This is a genomic window from Veillonella sp. T14073-2, assembly GCF_002959875.1.
In the GTDB taxonomy this organism is placed as follows: domain Bacteria; phylum Bacillota; class Negativicutes; order Veillonellales; family Veillonellaceae; genus Veillonella; species Veillonella infantium.
In genome coordinates this window covers 18,363-36,217 of record NZ_PPDC01000001.1, presented here as the reverse complement: position 1 = coordinate 36,217, position 17,855 = coordinate 18,363, and the positions used below count along the sequence as shown (strand labels likewise).

11 protein-coding genes are annotated in these 17,855 nt (G+C 40.2%); 8 read left to right on the top strand and 3 right to left on the bottom strand.

The window, feature by feature from the left end; all coding sequences use genetic code 11:
* Window positions 1-47 precede the first annotated feature (47 nt).
* A complete protein-coding gene (locus VCHSUH04_RS00160; RefSeq protein WP_105084874.1) occupies window positions 48-467 on the bottom strand; it encodes a hypothetical protein in 420 nt (139 codons plus the stop codon).
* Window positions 467-1,390, bottom strand: a complete 924-nt coding sequence (locus VCHSUH04_RS00155) for a LysR family transcriptional regulator (protein ID WP_024065776.1) — start codon at window positions 1,388-1,390, stop codon at window positions 467-469. Before VCHSUH04_RS00155 ends, VCHSUH04_RS00160 begins: the two co-directional genes overlap by 1 nt.
* A 385-nt stretch (window positions 1,391-1,775) precedes the next feature.
* Between VCHSUH04_RS00155 and nifJ the strand changes: the two genes are divergently transcribed.
* The 3 genes from nifJ (at window position 1,776) to VCHSUH04_RS00140 (ending at window position 8,579) form a co-directional block, all read left to right on the top strand.
* On the top strand, window positions 1,776-5,312 hold the full coding sequence (gene nifJ, locus VCHSUH04_RS00150; protein ID WP_105084873.1) for a pyruvate:ferredoxin (flavodoxin) oxidoreductase: 3,537 nt from the start codon (window positions 1,776-1,778) through the stop codon (window positions 5,310-5,312).
* Between the two features lie 272 nt (window positions 5,313-5,584).
* On the top strand, window positions 5,585-7,201 hold the full coding sequence (locus VCHSUH04_RS00145) for a methyltransferase regulatory domain-containing protein (RefSeq protein ID WP_105084872.1): 1,617 nt from the start codon (window positions 5,585-5,587) through the stop codon (window positions 7,199-7,201).
* Between the two features lie 349 nt (window positions 7,202-7,550).
* The gene (locus tag VCHSUH04_RS00140) at window positions 7,551-8,579 is read left to right on the top strand and encodes a YafY family protein (protein WP_105084871.1); all 1,029 of its coding nucleotides are present in this window, start codon (window positions 7,551-7,553) and stop codon (window positions 8,577-8,579) included.
* A 74-nt stretch (window positions 8,580-8,653) separates the two neighbouring features.
* Here the strand turns inward: VCHSUH04_RS00140 and putP are convergent, their stop codons facing one another.
* Window positions 8,654-10,141 carry a sodium/proline symporter PutP gene (putP, locus tag VCHSUH04_RS00135; RefSeq protein ID WP_105084870.1) on the bottom strand — a complete coding sequence of 496 codons (1,488 nt, stop codon included), beginning with the start codon at window positions 10,139-10,141 and terminating at the stop codon, window positions 8,654-8,656.
* 277 nt (window positions 10,142-10,418) lie between these two features.
* On the opposite strand from putP, the gene recQ reads away from it, so the two are divergent.
* The 5 genes from recQ to VCHSUH04_RS00110 all read left to right on the top strand — a co-directional run bounded on the left by recQ (window position 10,419) and on the right by VCHSUH04_RS00110 (window position 17,761).
* Window positions 10,419-12,284: a DNA helicase RecQ gene (recQ, locus tag VCHSUH04_RS00130; RefSeq protein ID WP_105084869.1), complete on the top strand. Its 1,866-nt coding sequence runs from the start codon at window positions 10,419-10,421 to the stop codon at window positions 12,282-12,284.
* A gap of 114 nt (window positions 12,285-12,398) precedes the next feature.
* A complete protein-coding gene (locus VCHSUH04_RS00125) occupies window positions 12,399-13,190 on the top strand; it encodes a thymidylate synthase (protein ID WP_105084868.1) in 792 nt (263 codons plus the stop codon).
* 77 nt (window positions 13,191-13,267) lie between these two features.
* Window positions 13,268-13,762, top strand: a complete 495-nt coding sequence (locus tag VCHSUH04_RS00120; RefSeq protein ID WP_105084867.1) for a dihydrofolate reductase — start codon at window positions 13,268-13,270, stop codon at window positions 13,760-13,762.
* Window positions 13,759-16,038: a Tex family protein gene (locus tag VCHSUH04_RS00115; RefSeq protein WP_233188206.1), complete on the top strand. Its 2,280-nt coding sequence runs from the start codon at window positions 13,759-13,761 to the stop codon at window positions 16,036-16,038. Before VCHSUH04_RS00120 ends, VCHSUH04_RS00115 begins: the two co-directional genes overlap by 4 nt.
* Window positions 16,039-16,276: 238 nt before the next feature.
* Window positions 16,277-17,761 (top strand): aldehyde dehydrogenase family protein, encoded by a 1,485-nt coding sequence (locus tag VCHSUH04_RS00110; RefSeq protein ID WP_105084865.1) that lies wholly within the window; start codon window positions 16,277-16,279, stop codon window positions 17,759-17,761.
* The last annotated feature ends 94 nt before the right edge of the window (window positions 17,762-17,855 follow it).

The following is a 17,855-nucleotide window of genomic DNA, read 5'->3' as shown; positions in this document are numbered from 1 at the left end:
AGATACAATGTAAATACTTTTTAGTATGTATTGTATCTGGCTTTTATTTATTTTTTTACATCCGGTACTTTCCCAGGGTTCATATCGAGGTTTAAATCCGTCGATTTGAATGGTGAAGGGTTAGCTTCTGGCGGTTGAACTTTAAGCTCTGGGTGCAACCATTGTAGTTGTTTCAGTTCCCAGTCGTACTTGGCACCGTCGTTTTGTAATTGGCGAATGTCTTTAAAGATATTATCCAGTTGGTCGCTATGTTTATTAGCCATCCCTTCTAGGATGTAAAGACGACCAGCTACACTATCAACGGAAGAACCATCGTGGTCTTCATCGACACGCCATTGTAGTTCTGAAATTTGTATTTGCTGGAAGATTATAACAATGACCAGCACGATAATAACGCCCCACATGGGTGTTTCTTTAGCTTTCAAAAGGGCCCGCAATTTAGATGCGAGCCCAGATGGTTTATTCATTATTGACGATCCTCAAGTTGTAATCCAGGTAATGGTAATTTTGAATTTACAAAGTCTAACCACAAGCGAGAAGCGTGGGAGAGGTAATGACCTTTTTTCCAAATAACATAAAGTGTATGAATAATTTCTGGTACAAGTGGACGTACAACGACCTTGGAACCAACCTCTGTATTTTCACCTGCCTCAGGGCAGAGACGAGATGGTAACAATGCGATGGCAAGGTCTGCACTAACTGTTTGCAACATAAGATCACGTTGGCTAGTTTCAAATACGATATGAGGTTGAAAACCTGTATGTTTACAAGCTTTGATGATTTCGTCATGCAAATTAAAGTCATCTTTGTGTAATACGAAAGACTCATCAGCTAGCATTTCTAAACGAATCTCTTTTTCTTTCGCAAGAGGGCTAGATATTGGAACGATAACGGAAAGCGGATCACTAGTGAGGTAGAAGGACTCAAATTCTTTTGGATTTGGTTTCGTACAAATGATACCAATATCAATCAAGCCTTCTTGAACACTAATCTCAACTTTTTTAGAACCTTGTTCATAAAGTTCTAATTCAATTTGTGGATATACTTTTTTGAACTCCCCTAAAAGCTGAGCGAAGATAGGTGCATCGGTAATTGGTGGAATACCAATTCTAATGGAACCTTGCTCCAAACGAAACTCGTTTTCAAAATCAGTTTTTAGATGTTCAAACATGAATACTACGCGTTTTGCGTGGGTTAAGAAGATGGTACCCCCATCAGTAAGTTCTACAGATTTAGCATTACGCATGAAGAGAACAACACCAAGTTCGTCTTCTAAAGCTTTAATAGTACGGCTGATAGCGGATTGGGAGATGTGCAAATTCCGCGCAGCTTTACTAAAGCTTTTTTGATCAGCTACTTCAACGAAGTATTTCAAATGATGAAAATCCATAATTAACCCCCTAAAAATAAAATCTGGTTATGGGAAGTGACCTATACTAAATGAGAATAGTTATTACTATAACGCAATTAGCTATTACTTTATGTAAAGCATGGATAGCAATATTGGCAAAGCGACAGTCACTGTATGTGTTGCGTTGATAGGGCCCAGCACGTTATAATGTGCATATAGGGCTATATCAAGTTATGATATTAGGAATTATGGTTGTGCCCAATACAAAAGTATGTTCACACATAATGCCATATTATATATAACATATATATTATTGCATTATTTTTTCATGTGCGCAAGTTTGTAATGGTTGTTATTCCTAAACATAATGATAGATTAAGCAAGTGTTCTATTTTTGCTAAATGCTTAAGGAGGCAATAATCACATGAGTCGTAAATTTAAAACTATGGACGGCAACCAAGCGGCTGCTCACGTTTCTTATGGTTTTACAGAAGTTGCTGCGATTTACCCAATCACTCCATCTTCCCCAATGCCAGAACACATTGACGAATGGGCTGCGTCTGGTCGTAAAAACATCTTCGGCAACACTGTTCAAGTTGTAGAAATGCAATCTGAAGCAGGTGCTGCTGCCGCAACTCACGGTTCTTTACAAGCTGGTGCATTAACAACAACTTTCACATCTTCCCAAGGTTTGTTATTGATGCTTCCTAACTTATACAAAGTAGCAGGCGAATTACTTCCAGGTGTATTCCAAGTAGCTGCTCGTGCATTGGCTGCACACGCTTTGGCTATCTTCGGTGACCATCAAGACGTAATGGCTGCTCGTGCAGCTGGCTGCGCTATGCTTGCTGAATCCTCCGTACAAGAAGTAATGGACTTGTCCGCTGTAGCTCACTTGACAGCTATTAAAACTCGTGTACCATTCATCAACTTCTTCGACGGTTTCCGTACATCCCATGAAATTCAAAAAATTGAAATCTGGGACTATGAAGATTTGAAACCATTAGTAGACATGGACGCTGTTAAAGCTTTCCGTAAAAATGCTTTGAACCCAGATGCTCCTGTAACTCGTGGTACTGCAGAAAACCCTGACGTTTACTTCCAACATCGTGAAGCATCCAACAAATTCTACTTGAACGTTCCTGACGTTGTAGAACATTACATGAACGAAGTTAACAAATTGGCTGGTACTAACTACCAATTGTTCAACTACCATGGTGCTCCTGATGCAACTGACGTAGTCGTTACTATGGGTTCTTCCGCTCAAGTAGTACAATCCACTGTTGACTACTTAAATAAATTGGGTCGTAAAGTTGGTTTCATCAACGTTCACTTGTTCCGTCCATTCGCAACAGATCGTTTGTTGAAAGCTCTTCCTCAAACAGTAGAACGCATTGCAGTTCTTGACCGTACTAAAGAACCAGGCGCTTTGGCTGAACCATTGTTCTTGGACGTACAAGCTGCTGTAATCGACGGTGGCCGTAACGTAAAAGTTATCGCTGGTCGTTATGGTTTGAGCTCCAAAGACGTTATCCCTGCAGACATCGTAGCTGTATTCGATAACTTGGCTGCTGAAAACGGCAAGAAATTCTTCACATTGGGTATCAATGATGATGTTACATTCTTGTCCTTGGATCGTGCTGAAGGCGTAGATATTGAAACTCCTGGTTTGACTGAATGTAAATTCTGGGGCTTCGGTTCTGACGGTACTGTAGGTGCGAATAAATCTGCTATCAAAATCATCGGTGACCACACTGATATGTATGCTCAAGCATATTTCGACTACGACTCCAAAAAATCTGGTGGCGTAACAATGTCTCACCTTCGTTTTGGTAAAAACCCAATCAACTTGCCATACTTGGTAACTGAACCTCAATTCGTAGCATGTCACCGTCAATCTTACGTACATGAATACGACTTGATCCGCGGTATCAAAAAAGGCGGTACATTCTTATTGAACTGTACTTGGTCTCCTGAAGAATTAAACGAACATTTACCTGCTAAATTGCGTCGTCAAATCGCAGAAAAAGAATTGAACTTCTACATCATCAACGCTGCGAAAATCGCTTCTGAAATCGGTTTGGGCGGCCGTATCAACATGGTAACTCAAGCTGCATTCTTCAAATTGACTGAAATCATCCCTGTAGATGATGCTGTTAAATACCTTAAAGAATCCGTAGTAACTTCTTACGGTAAAAAAGGTCAAAATATCGTTGACATGAACAACGCTGCTATCGATCAAGGCGTTAACGCTTTGGTAAAAGTAGATGTTCCTGCTGACTGGAAAAACGCTGTCGATGAAGGTGGTCACAAAGCTAAACCAGGTTGCGAATCCTGCCCATCCTTCGTTCAAAATATTGCACAACCAATCAATGCACAAGCTGGTTATGATCTTCCTGTATCCACATTCGCTGGTTATGAAGATGGTACATTACCTGCTGGTACTGCTAAATTCGAAAAACGCGGTCCTGCATTGTTCGTTCCAAAATGGTTACCAGAAAACTGTATCCAATGTAACCAATGTTCCTTCGTATGTCCACATGCTACAATTCGTCCAATCTTGGCAACTGAAGCAGAAGTGGCTGCGGCTCCAGAACATTTCGATACAATCCCTGCATTGGGCGCTAAAGACCTTCAATTCCGTATCGCAGTATCCCCATTAGATTGCTTGGGTTGCGGTAACTGTGTTGATATCTGTCCAGCTCCTAAAGGCAAAGCTATCGTAATGACTTCCATCGATTCCGAAATCGAACAAGCTGAAGCATGGAGCTACGGTGTTAGCCTTCCTGTAAAAGAAAACCCTATGAAGAAGGAAACTGTTAAAGGTTCCCAATTCGAACAACCATTGTTCGAGTTCTCCGGTGCTTGCGCAGGTTGTGGTGAAACTCCTTACGCTAAATTGTTAACTCAATTGTTCGGCGACCGCATGATGATTGCCAATGCAACTGGTTGTTCCTCCATCTGGGGTGCTTCCATGCCTGCATCTCCATACACAACTAACCAACAAGGTCAAGGTCCTTCTTGGGCAAACTCCTTGTTCGAAGATAATGCTGAGTATGGTTATGGTATGTACATTGGCGTTAAGAAAATTCGTCAACAATTAGTAGAATTAGCTTCTAAAGCTGTAGAAACTGCTACAGGCGAATTGAAAGAAGCTTTGGAACAATGGATTGAATTTGCTAACCTTGGTGCAGCAACTCGTCAACGTTCCGAACGTTTAGTAGCAGCTATCGAAGCTGAAGGCGCTACAACTCCAGAATTAAAAGAAATTCTTGAGAAAAAACAATTCTTGATTAAACGTTCCCACTGGATCTTCGGTGGTGACGGTTGGGCATACGATATCGGCTTCGGTGGTGTTGACCATGTATTAGCTTCTGGCGAAGACATCAACATCTTCGTATTCGATACTGAAGTATACTCCAACACTGGTGGTCAAGCTTCCAAATCCACTAATATCGCAGCAGTTGCTCAATTCGCAGCTTCTGGTAAACGTACTAAGAAAAAAGACCTTGGCATGATGGCTATGTCTTATGGTTATGTATACGTAGCACAAGTAGCTATGGGTGCAGATAAAAACCAATTGATGAAAGCTGTTGCAGAAGCTGAAGCATATCCAGGTCCTTCCTTGATCATCGCTTACAGCCCATGTATCAACCATGGTATCAAAGCTGGTATGGGTAAAGCTCAAGAAGAACAACGTAAAGCAGTTGCAGCTGGTTACTGGGATCTTTACAGATACAACCCTCAACTTAAAGAAGAAGGTAAAAATCCATTCTCCTTGGATTCCAAAGAACCAACTGAAAGCTTCCAAGACTTCCTTAAAGGTGAAGTTCGTTACGCTTCCTTGGCTAAAGCAGCTCCAGATGTTGCAGAAGAATTGTTCGCTAAAACTGAACAAGATGCAAAAGATCGTCGCTTAAGCTACGTTCGCTTACAAAAAGGTTTCGAAGACGTAAAATAATTCGTTATTTAACGACTAAGAACTAATAAGAGGCACCCTTTCGAGGGTGCCTCTTTTGTATATAATATAGTTAACTATATGTGGAATTTATTTTATTGTACCTTAAATTAATGCGGTCATTTCCTGAATAGCTAGTTCCTGAATTACTAGTGCTTTTACAATAGGTAATATACTAGGAATTTGGTATAATATTAAATAGTTATGCATATACTAATAGGTATATTGTACAGATATATGATTTGATAACATTAATAGTAAACATAGAGGTGCTTATGGCTAAGGATAATCAACAGATTGCAACAGACGATATGCAACAAACAATATATAAAGAGTTAGGCTATAAATCCTATCCATTTCCTTTTACTACACCTGCCTATTTGGAAGCGTATGGTACACTTGTAGGTCTTAAGCCACCAACGGCTAAAACAGCACGTGTACTTGAATTAGGTGCTACGTATGGGGGAAATATTATTTCTCAAGCTGTGCATAATCCAGAAGCAACATTTGTAGGTATTGAGCTTTCCCAAGATCAAGTAGAGAAGGGCAACAAAATTATTAGTGATGCTAAGTTAGAAAATGTATCTCTATTACAAGGGGATATTTTGAACTTTGATGAATCCTTAGGAAACTTTGATTATATTATTGCCCATGGTTTTTACTCTTGGATTAGCGATGAAATGAAGGATAAGTTGCTTGATATTATATCCCATCATTTGGCTGATAATGGCATTGCATATGTATCCTATAATACATACCCAGGTTGGCATACGATGGAAGAGGTTCGTCAACTTATGCTATTTGCTAATAGTGGTTATGATGAGTTGACTCATAAGGAAAAGGTATTACGCGGTAAAACTGTAGGGAGTCTAGTAGGCGCTCAAATTCTTAATTACGATAACCTTAAAGAGCGTAATAGTAAATTCTTAGGTGCCTTGCGTTCCGTTATGCAAAAGGATGATTATTATGTAGGTCATGACCATTTAGAACCTCATAATGATCCATGTTATTTCTATCAATTCAATGATCATTTGAAAGCTCACAATCTTAGCTATGTATGTGATGCAGATTTAACATTATCCATGGTTCGTACCTATGATGACAGCATCGCCGATAAACTTGAAAAATTGGCTCCTAATAGCCAAGCAGATCAAGAACAATATTTAGACTTTATGCTTGATACAACATTCCGCAAGTCTATTATTTGCAAAGAAAGTGCTGCAAAGGATATTAGCTATGATGTAGCTAATCCTGTTAAGGTGAATACAGTACCTGTACGGTCTATCGTAAATAGTTTTGTATTCCAAATCCTCTTTGATGAAGAAGCATTAGAAATGTTTGAAAATGAGCTTGTACGAGATACATTCAAAGCGCTCATTAAAGATGGTGGCACTTTCAATATGATCGAAGCCCTTGCCATTTTAAAAGCTGCTCATGATACTGCTAATGCATCTGAAGATGACTTAGAACCAGCTGTATGTAGTTTATATAAAGCTATCGTTGAACATATGGTACGCGGTGGTATTCGATTCTATAAAACATTCCCTGATAAACAGGAATATATGGAGGGCTTATCCTATGTACCAGCTCGTTTTACAAACTTTGTAAAAGCTATTGCTGATGGTGGTAGTGAATATATTTATGGTGCAAATATGTTCAATGACGCTATTGGTGATATTTCTGAAGAAGATTTATTGTTCATGGAATTATTGAATAAGCCTAAAGCCAAGTCTACGATGATTAAGAAGATTAAAGATTCTCTCTTTAGCGCTGATAAGGCCCAAACTGGTAAACACCAAAATGCCATGGCGGAAGCATTCTATAATGAATTGACGAAGCGTATGGAGCAATTAGGCTTTATTAGAAGTAAGAAAAACAATGGTCTTTCGTAATTCTTTTAAAATTTCTAAGATAATATTTTAGTGATTCATATAATCTTCAGAATGAATGTAAAACCCATTACACTTATAACATTTATGTGTATTAAGTAGTAATGGGTTTTTGTTTTATATAATTTAATTTAATCTTTTTTAATAATTATTACATTTAGTTATTTAATATTGCCAAAAAAGTATAGTAAATCGATAAAATTAATGAGAAATAAATGAACCATATATGAAAAGTATGGTATACTATGTATGGGTATTTTTGTGAACATCATCCGATGTGTTGTGGATGATATTATAAATTGTATTAGTTACAATGTTGTTTTTATTGTATTATTTGTAAAAGGAGTCTTTTATGGCATCTAAGAAGGCCGTTCTAGTATATATACTAGAAATCCTGAAAAGTGAAACGGATGCTAATCATACTTTATCTCAAGAGGAGATTCGCAGTATATTAGCCGAGCGGTACGAGGTATCCGTCGATCGGAAGACCTTAGGCCGTCATTTAAATGATTTATATGAATCTGGTGATTTTGGTATTCAATGTGAAGAGTCTGCCGTAGGAGCAGATGGTACTATTCGCCGTACTGATTTCTATATGATTCATACCTTTGAAGATTCAGAATTGAGATTATTAATTGACGGTATTTTGGCGTCTCGTCATATCACCGCATCTCAACGTAAGGATTTAATTAGTCGTGTTGCTAAATTGGGTAGCTCTCATTTCAAGCCCCATGGTATTGATATTGAAAGTGCTACGGGTTACCTTCATAGAAGTCAGGACTTATTCCTTAATATTGATCTCATAGAGGAAGCAATACAAAAGGGGAGAAAAATTTCCTTGGCTTATTGCCAACCTGACGTGGATAAACGATTACATATCAATCTAGGTCCAGATAATAAGGAGCGAAAGTATGTATTCAATCCATTCCAACTAGTTATGAATCGGGGACACTATTACCTAGTTGGGAACCATGAAAATTATGATGACATGTCTACATTGCGTGTCGATCGAATTGCACACATTACGGTGCTGAGCGAACGCAGAAAACCTTTACGGGAGATAAAGGGCTATAATCAGCAACGCACCTTTAATGTATCACAATATGTAAAAGAACATATTTACATGTTTGGCGGTGAATCCATTACGGTAAGTTTTAAGGCAAAGCGGTCTATTGTAAACCAAATTTTAGATTGGTTTGATGGCAATGTGGAATTCACCAACGTCACATCTGATGATGTTGTATGCCGTGTACGTGTAAATCATGATGCCTTTAAGTATTGGGCACTTCAATATATGCAAAGTGTGAAAGTACTTTCACCAGCATCCTTGGTAGCAGAAGTGAAAGAAGCTATTAAGGAAGGCTTAGAACAATACTCATAATAAAAGAGCTAGTTGATCGTTGAATCAACTAGCTCTATTTTTATGTATGCTATTTTAAACGTCCGATTTCTAATTTATAGAACATGCATTTTTTCTGCTTCGCGATAGTCCTTAAGAACTGGACGAGGAGGTAATTTACCCATGATACTCACTACATAGATAGCGATGGAAGAAAAGATGAAGCCTGGTACGATTTCGTAAAGGCCAAGGAATCCAAATTGTTTCCAAATAAGAACGGTTAAACCACCTACGACGATACCTGCGATACAGCCATGACGTGTCATACGTTTCCAGAATAAGGAGAACAAGATAGCTGGACCAAAAGCAGCACCAAAGCCTGCCCATGCATAGGCAACCATGGTTAAGATGTAGCTATCTGGATCCATTGCCATATAGATGGCTATTAATGCAACTAGTAGTACTACGATACGACTTACTAGTACCAGCTCTTTATCACTCGCTTTAGGATGAATGATATTCGCATAGAAGTCATTAGAAATGGCAGAGGCTGTTACTAATAACTGTGCAGATGCGGTACTCATGATAGCTGCGAGTACTGCAGACCAGATGAGACCTGCTACAAATGGTGTAAAGAGACGCTCTGTCATGATAAGGAATACAGTTTCTGCATCAGTGCCTACCAATTTATCTGGCAGCATATATACGTGACCGATGAGGCCAACTGCAATGGCCGCCATAAGGGATAAGATAACCCAAACCATGGCGATGTTTGTAGATTTCTTGAGCTCTTTAGCATCAGAGATAGCCATGAATCTTACGAGGATATGAGGTTGACCGAAGTAGCCAAGCCCCCAACCAAGAGAAGAAATCAAGCCAATAATCCAAGTGAACCAATCAGATGGATCACCGAATAGGCTAAGTCCTTGAGGAAACTCGTGTTGAATGAGTTGGAATGTTTCAATAGGACCACCCATAAACATGGCAGCTGTAATTGGTACCGCTAAGATAGCGAAGAACATCAATGCCCCTTGAATACAATCTGTCCAAGATACGGCGAGGAAGCCGCCGAGGAATGTGTAGAATACGACGATACCCGCTGTAATAAATAGAGATACAGTGTAATCAAGACCAAAGATGGTGTTGAACAGTTTACCACCTGCTACGAATCCTGATGATGTATAAATCAAGAAGAAAATCAAGATAAATAGGGCGGAGATAACGGCTACCGAATGAGATTGATCGTGGAAACGATTTTTCAAATAGTCCGGTAAAGTTAAACTGTCACTAGCTACCTCAGTATGGTTACGCAAGCGTCTAGAAACAAACTTCCAGTTTGCCCATGTACCTAATGTGAGACCTACGGCAATCCATACACCAGAAATCCCCGTAGTATACGCTAGGCCAGGCACACCCATGAGCATCCAACCACTCATATCAGAGGCCTCCGCGCTAAGCGCGGTAATCCATGGACCTAGTTGTCGGCCACCGAGAATGTAATCACCAATGCTGTTAGATTTCCTGTAATAGTAGACCCCGATATACATCATGAGTCCTAGGTATAAGGCAAAGGCGATGATAATCATTAAGTTGTCTTGTGTCATGCCTATATAAGACCTCCTTAGGTTAAATTTTAGATTAAATTTTAGGTTAAATTTTCATTCTATAGTATTATAAATAATTCTTATTGTATCATATATTAGCACTTTAGAGTGTAAAAATTTTGTGAGATTCTATTGATTTCTATACGAATTTTAAGCATATACTTTCATCTTGGGCATTAGACGGTTAACCTATAAATCGTATATACTAATAAACCGAAAATACTCGAAATATGATAAAATAATAGAATGGAAAAATGACACGTGAAAGGAGGTACTCATGGATCAACAGGGGACAAGAAAACAAGAAAATCTAAAACAACCAGTTGTGACAAAACAACAAGCACTACGCATGCTAGAAACTTACTTTGGGTACACCTCCTTTAGACCGGCTCAAGAGGCTCCCATTGCATCCTTATTACGCAATGAAGATGTAATTGGCATCATGCCGACGGGGGCTGGTAAGTCTATCTGTTTTCAGATACCTGCACTCTGCAAGGCGGGGCTTACTATCGTGTTTTCGCCGCTGATTTCTCTTATGAAAGACCAAGTAGATGGCTTGTTAGTGCAGAATATACCAGCAGCGCTGATCAATAGTACGCTTACGCAAGCGGAGTTTAATAAAACGATGTACGAAGTGCGTAGCGGTAAGATTAAACTCTTATATATTGCGCCGGAGCGACTAGGTTCTAATTTCTTCTGCAATGTGCTACGAGCGTTGCCTATAGCTCAAGTCATTGTGGATGAGGCCCATTGTATCTCCGAGTGGGGCCATGACTTTAGACCGTCCTATCGCCTTATCGGTGAGTGGCTCAACTCACTACCGAAGCGTCCTATCGTAGGGGCTTTCACGGCGACGGCTACAAAATATGTAGAAAATGATATCAAGAAATTATTAGGATTAGATAAGGCTAATGTGTATGTAACGGGATTTGATCGGCCTAATTTGTCTTTCTCTGTCATCCGTACACCAAAGCGTATGGATTATGTGGTTCACTATGTACGCCAACATGCCAACGAAAATGGTATTATCTATTGTGCGACGCGTAAGGATGTAGATCGAGTGTACGAAAATCTAACCCGTGCAGGCATTAAGGTAGGCCATTATCATGGGGGGCTCAGCGATGAGGTGCGCCGTGAGATGCAAAATGCTTATGCAGATGATAAACTGCAGGTCATGGTGGCTACCAATGCTTTTGGTATGGGCATCGACAAGAGTAATGTGCGCTATGTGTTGCATTACCAGATGCCGCGCAATATGGAGTCTTACTATCAAGAGGCAGGCCGTGCAGGTCGCGATGGGGCTCCTGCAGAATGTATCTTGCTCTACAGTGGGCAGGATGTACAGGTTCATAAGTATTTGATTGAACAGTCCATCGAGACGCCTGAGCGACAAGAGGTGGAACTCCGCAAGTTACAGTCTATGATTGATTACTGTTTCTGCAGTAATTGTTTACGTAAATATATGCTTAACTATTTTGGTGAAAGCACCGTTTGGACTACTTGCGATAATTGTAGTTCCTGTAAAGGCTCCGGTGATAAGGTAAATGTAACGAAAGAGGCGAAGGCTATCTTCCGTGCTATTATGGGCACTGATGAGCGCTATGGTGCCTCTATGATTACCTCTATCGTGCGCGGTGAGCGAACTGATCGTATTATGCGGGCAGGCCACGACGCGCTCCCTGTATTTGGTTTACTAAGTAATGTAGACGAGAAATCTATTAGAGGGCTCATCCAACAATTTGTAGCTTCTGGTTATTTGCGTAGTTCGTCCGGTAAATATCCTGTACTATCCTTGACGGCTGGTGCTGAGGAGGTCCTCAGAGGGCATAAAGAGGTGGAGGAAATCAGACAACATGTGTCTGTACCATCTAGAACTAGTCGGTCTACGTCTACTACATCACGAGGAAAATCTAGTTCCGGCCCGGGTGGTTTATTTGAACATTTACGACAACATCGCAAGCGCTTAGCCGAAGAGGCAGGGCTTCGACCATATCTTATCTTCCCCGATACAGTCCTTATTGACCTTGCCAATTTACGACCCACTACATTAGGTGAGTTTGGCAATGTTAAGGGTGTAGGGGAAGCAAAATTGAAAAAATATGGCCTCAGTTTTTTACAGGCCATTGCAGAATATAAGGGATAATAAATTTTACTGTATATATGGTAGTACTATGTATTTTTTAGTATGATAGTACTATATATTGTAAGATATAGGTTAGTATTATTCGACGTATTATATATAGATTTAGGGGGATATATGAGTCTAGCAGATACACAATACCTCGGTATTATTGAAAATATTTTAGAACACGGCACGTATGGTCAAAACCGTACCGGTGTTGCAACCTATAAATTGCCACATCAAATTATGCAATTTGACTTGCAAGAGGAATTTCCTATTTTGACTACAAAGTTTGTCGCTTTCAAAACGGCAGTAAAAGAATTGTTGTGGATTTGGCAAATGCAGTCCAACGATGTACGCAAATTGCAAGAAATGAACGTGCGTGTATGGGATGAGTGGATGCGTGAAGATGGTACCATTGGTAAGGCCTATGGTTACCAAATTGCAAAGTATAAACAACTTGATAATCTCATCAAGACAATCAAGGAAAATCCTGATAGCCGTCGTATGATTGTCACTTTATGGAATATTGAAGATTTAGATGATATGGCATTGCAACCATGTGCGTATGAAACATTATGGGATGTAGCTGATGGACACTTGAACTGTATGCTCATCCAACGCAGTGGCGATATGGGCCTTGGCGTTCCATTCAATACCGCTCAATATGCAGCATTACAATGCATGATTGCCCAAGTAACAGGTCTTAAACCTGGTAAATTTACTCATGTTATCAACAATGCTCATGTCTATGAAAACCATGTAGAAGCATTGCGCGAGCAGTTAGCACGTCGCGATCAAGCGTTGCCAGCACCTAAGATTGTTGTAAACCCTGAGGTGAAAGACTTTTATGATTTCACACCAGAGGACGTTACATTAGATGGGTATGAACATTTAGGTAAATTATCCATGACTGTTGCTGTATAGCAGTGTATTCATGACCATTGCTAAATAGTATTCCATTTATGACTGTTGCCGTATAGTAGTAATTGAAAGAGGCCAGTATGTTAGCATTAATCGTAGCCGTAGCACATAATCGTGTGATTGGTAAAGATAATACCTTGATTTGGCACTTGCCGAATGATTTGAAATTCTTTAAAGAAAAAACGACAGGTCATGTCATCATTATGGGCCGTAAGACCTTTGAAAGTTTGCCGTTCTTATTGCCAAATCGTGAGCACTGGGTGATTACTCGTGATAAGGGCTTTGATGCGCCAGAAGGGGTTAAGATATTCCATAGTCCTGAGGCGGCTGCAGAAGCAGCACGTGCTCTTGATGCGGCCTATGTCCTTGGTGGTGCTCAAGTATATGAGGCTTTCTTGCCTTACGTGGATACGATGTACATTACAGAAGTAGACCACGAATTTGAAGGGGATGCATTTTTCCCAGAGTTTCCAGAGGAGGCTTTCACCATTGATTCCGTAGTAGACGGCGTGGTGGATGAAAAGAACAAATATCCTCATCGTTTTGTAACCTATCGCAGAAAGGCATCTAAATGAGTGAAAGAATGTTTGCCATTATTGGCAGTGAATTAAATGTTAAGCCAAAGCAGGTGCAAGCTGCCGTAGAATTATTGGACGAAGGCAATACGGTGCCATTTATTGCACGTTATCGTAAAGAGGTAACAGGCGAATTGCAAGATGAGCAATTGCGCACCATTGAAGAACGCATTAAATATCTGCGCAATTTGGAAACACGTCGCCAAGAAATCATTGCATCTATTACAGAGCAAGAAAAGATGACCGACGAGTTGATGAAATCCTTAGAAGCCGCAACAAAGCTTCAAGAGTTAGAGGATTTGTATTTACCATACCGTCCTAAGAAACGCACACGTGCTATGATTGCCCGTGAACGAGGCCTAGAGCCGTTGGCGGACATGATCCTTAACGATACGGTTACCGCTGGTGATCCTTTAGAGATTGCTAAAGACTTTGTAACGGAAGAGGTGCCCACACCAGAGGATGCTATTCAAGGTGCGTCTGATATCGTAGCGGAAATCGTTAGTGATAGTGCAGACTTCCGTGCTTACTTGCGCAAAAAGATGTGGAACGAAGGCTTTATTCAAGCTGAGTTGACTGGTGATGAAGAGGTGCAACAACAGTTCTTGCAATATGCAGAATATGCTGAACCGGTTCGTCAAATGCCATCTCACCGTATCTTGGCGGTTAATCGCGGTGAAAAATTAGGGGCTTTGAAATTAGCCCTTACAGTACCAGGTGATACATATGTTGCTTATATGGTGCAAAAGTTAGAGAAAAATCCAAAGTCTATTTTCGGAGACTATAAAGCGGCTGCAGTAGCCGATGCGTACAAACGTCTAATTTTCCCTGCTCTAGAGCGTGATATACGCAATGAGTTGACGGAAAATGCAGATGAGCAAGCTATCAAGGTATTTGGTGTAAACCTTAAGAACCTATTGTTACAACCGCCTTTGGCCGGTCATGTTATCATGGGTCTTGACCCTGGTTACCGTACTGGTTGTAAGATGGCTATCATCGACCAACAAGGTAATGTGCTAGATTATGGTGCCTACTACTTAACGAATAGTGAAAAGCTTCGCAAAGAAGCGCAAAAGGTATTGGCTGATAAAATCCGTAAATTCAAGGTTACGCTCTTATCCATTGGTAATGGTACTGCATCTTACGAAACAGAGCAGTTTGCATCTACTATGATTGAAGAGGAAAAATTAGATTGTCACTACATCATCACCAATGAAGCTGGTGCATCTGTATACTCTGCATCTAAATTGGCTATCGACGAATTACCAGATTTAGATGTAACCATACGCGGTGCCGTATCTATTGCACGGCGTGTGCAAGATCCATTGGCGGAATCTGTTAAGATTGATCCTAAATCTATCGGCGTAGGTCAATACCAACATGACGTAAACCAAAAACAATTGACCCATACGTTAGATCAAGTGGTTGAAACTGTAGTAAACCACGTTGGGGTAGAGCTCAATACGGCATCTCCTGCTATTTTGCAACATATTGCGGGCATCTCTAGTACAGTGGCTAAAAATATCGTTGCATACCGTCAAGAGAATGGCGTATTTAAAAGCCGTAAGGAATTGTTGAAAGTACCTCGCTTAGGTCCTGCAGCGTTCACACAATGTGCGGGCTTCCTTCGCTTGCAACACGGTAAAAATCCACTAGATAATACATCTGTCCATCCTGAGTCTTATGAATTGGCAGAACGCATAATTGGTGAATTAGGATTTACCTTGAAAGATTTGCAAGATAAAGCGCAACTAGAAGCATTACAAGTGAAATTACCGCTTGTAGATGCCGGAAAAATGGCTGCAAAACTTGATGCAGGTGTACCGACTGTACGAGATATCTTAGGGGCTTTGGCAAAACCAGGTCGTGATCCTCGTGAAGATTTGCCTGCACCACTTACTAGAAAACATGTAGTAAGCCTTGAAGATATCAAGGTTGGTACTGTGGTAAAAGGTACTGTTCACAACGTAGTTGATTTTGGTGCCTTTGTAGACTTTGGTCTTAAAACTAATGGTCTTTTACATCGTAGTGAACTCTGTAACAGTCGCCAACATCCATCTGATGTGCTGGCTGTAGGCGATATCATTGAAGCTCAAATTATTTCTGTTGATGTAAAACGCAATCGTATCGGTTTATCTGTAAAAGCATTACAACCAGAAAAGCCAAAGAATAACGATAATAACCGAAACAGAAATAACAACGGACAACGTCGAAACATCGGTCGTAACAATAACCGTAATAATGGCCGCAACAATGGTGGTCGACAAAACAATTAGTATCAATTGAATTATATTATTGAGAAATACACTTGACTAAAAGTCATTGTACACAAAACCGCACTCTCTATGGATTTTGAGGGTGCGGTTTTTCTATATAACTTAAAACTATGTATAATAATGCAGAACAGATATATCGAAAATGATATATCTGATTGAAATATTTAGATATAAGGCGTATGATGAAATCACAGAGGAAATCTTCCTCAATCTATATTCCTACATAGGAGGTAATGCTATGAGCTTGAACCTTAAAGAAAGATATGGACTTTTAATTAATAATGAATGGGTAGCTGCATCTGACGGCGCTGAATTTAATGTATATAACCCTGCTAATGGCGAACAACTCGCTATCTGTGCAGAGGCTACGAAAGACGATGTTGATAAAGCGGTAGACGCTGCAACAGAAGCTTTTAAAACTTGGAAAACAGTATCTCAAATAGAGCGCGCTGATTACTTGTTAAAAATTGCTGACGCTATTGATGCGCACAAAGAGTACTTGGCACAAGTTGAAACATATGACAATGGTAAACCAATCCGTGAAACTTTGAACGTAGATATTCCACTTGGTGCTGACCATTTCCGTTACTTCGCTGGTGTACTTCGTTCCGAAGAAGGCTCTGCACAAGTATTTGATGAAAATACCTTGAGCCTCATCGTTCGCGAACCGATTGGCGTTGTAGGTCAAGTCGTGCCTTGGAACTTCCCATTCCTAATGGCTGCTTGGAAATTGGCACCAGCTCTTGCAGCAGGTTGTACAGTTGTTATTAAACCTTCTAGCCATACATCCCTTAGCCTTTTAGTATTGGGCGATATTTTGAAAGACATCTTGCCAGCAGGTGTTGTGAACATCGTAACTGGTAAAGGTTCTAAATCTGGTCAATATATCCTTGATCATCCTGGCTTCAGTAAACTTGCTTTCACAGGCTCTACAGAAGTAGGTCTTGATGTATATAAAGCAGCATCTGAACGCTTGATTCCAGCTACATTGGAATTAGGTGGTAAATCTGCGAATATCTTCTTTGAAGATGCAAACTGGAAACAAGCTCTTGATGGGGCAATGCTTGGTATCCTCTTCAACCAAGGTCAAGTATGCTGTGCAGGTTCTCGTATCTTCGTACAAGATACAATTTATGATAAATTCGTAGCTGAACTTTCCGCATTATTTGATAAAGTAAAAGTTGGTTTGCCTTGGGAAGAATCTACACAACTAGGCTCCTTGATTTACGAAGCTCAAGTTGAAAAAGTACTTAGTTATGTAGAACTTGCTAAAGAAGAAGGCGCTCGCATTGCAGCTGGTGGTGTACGCGTTACTGACGGCGAACTTGGTAAAGGTTGCTTCATTAGACCTACACTTATCGTAGATGCTACAAACGATATGCGCGTAGCTCGCGAAGAAATCTTCGGCCCTGTAGCTGTTGTAATTAAGTTCCACAGCGAAGAAGAAGTGATCGAACAAGCTAATGACAGCTTATACGGTCTTGGCGGCGGTGTATTCACACAAAATCTTAACCGTGCAATCCGCGTAGCTCGAGCAATCGAAACAGGTCGTATGTGGGTTAACACATATAACTCCATCCCAGCAGGTGCACCATTTGGTGGCTATAAACAATCTGGTATAGGCCGTGAAACTCACAAGGTTATCCTTGAACACTACACTCAAATGAAAAATATCATTATTAACTTGAGCGATAAACCATCTGGTTTCTACGATTTAGATTAATAAAATACAAATCTCCTATAAACTATAACAAAGAGGCACCTCGTAAGAGGTGCCTCTTTTACGTTTAATTTTAGGGTAGTTTCTTAAATATGGA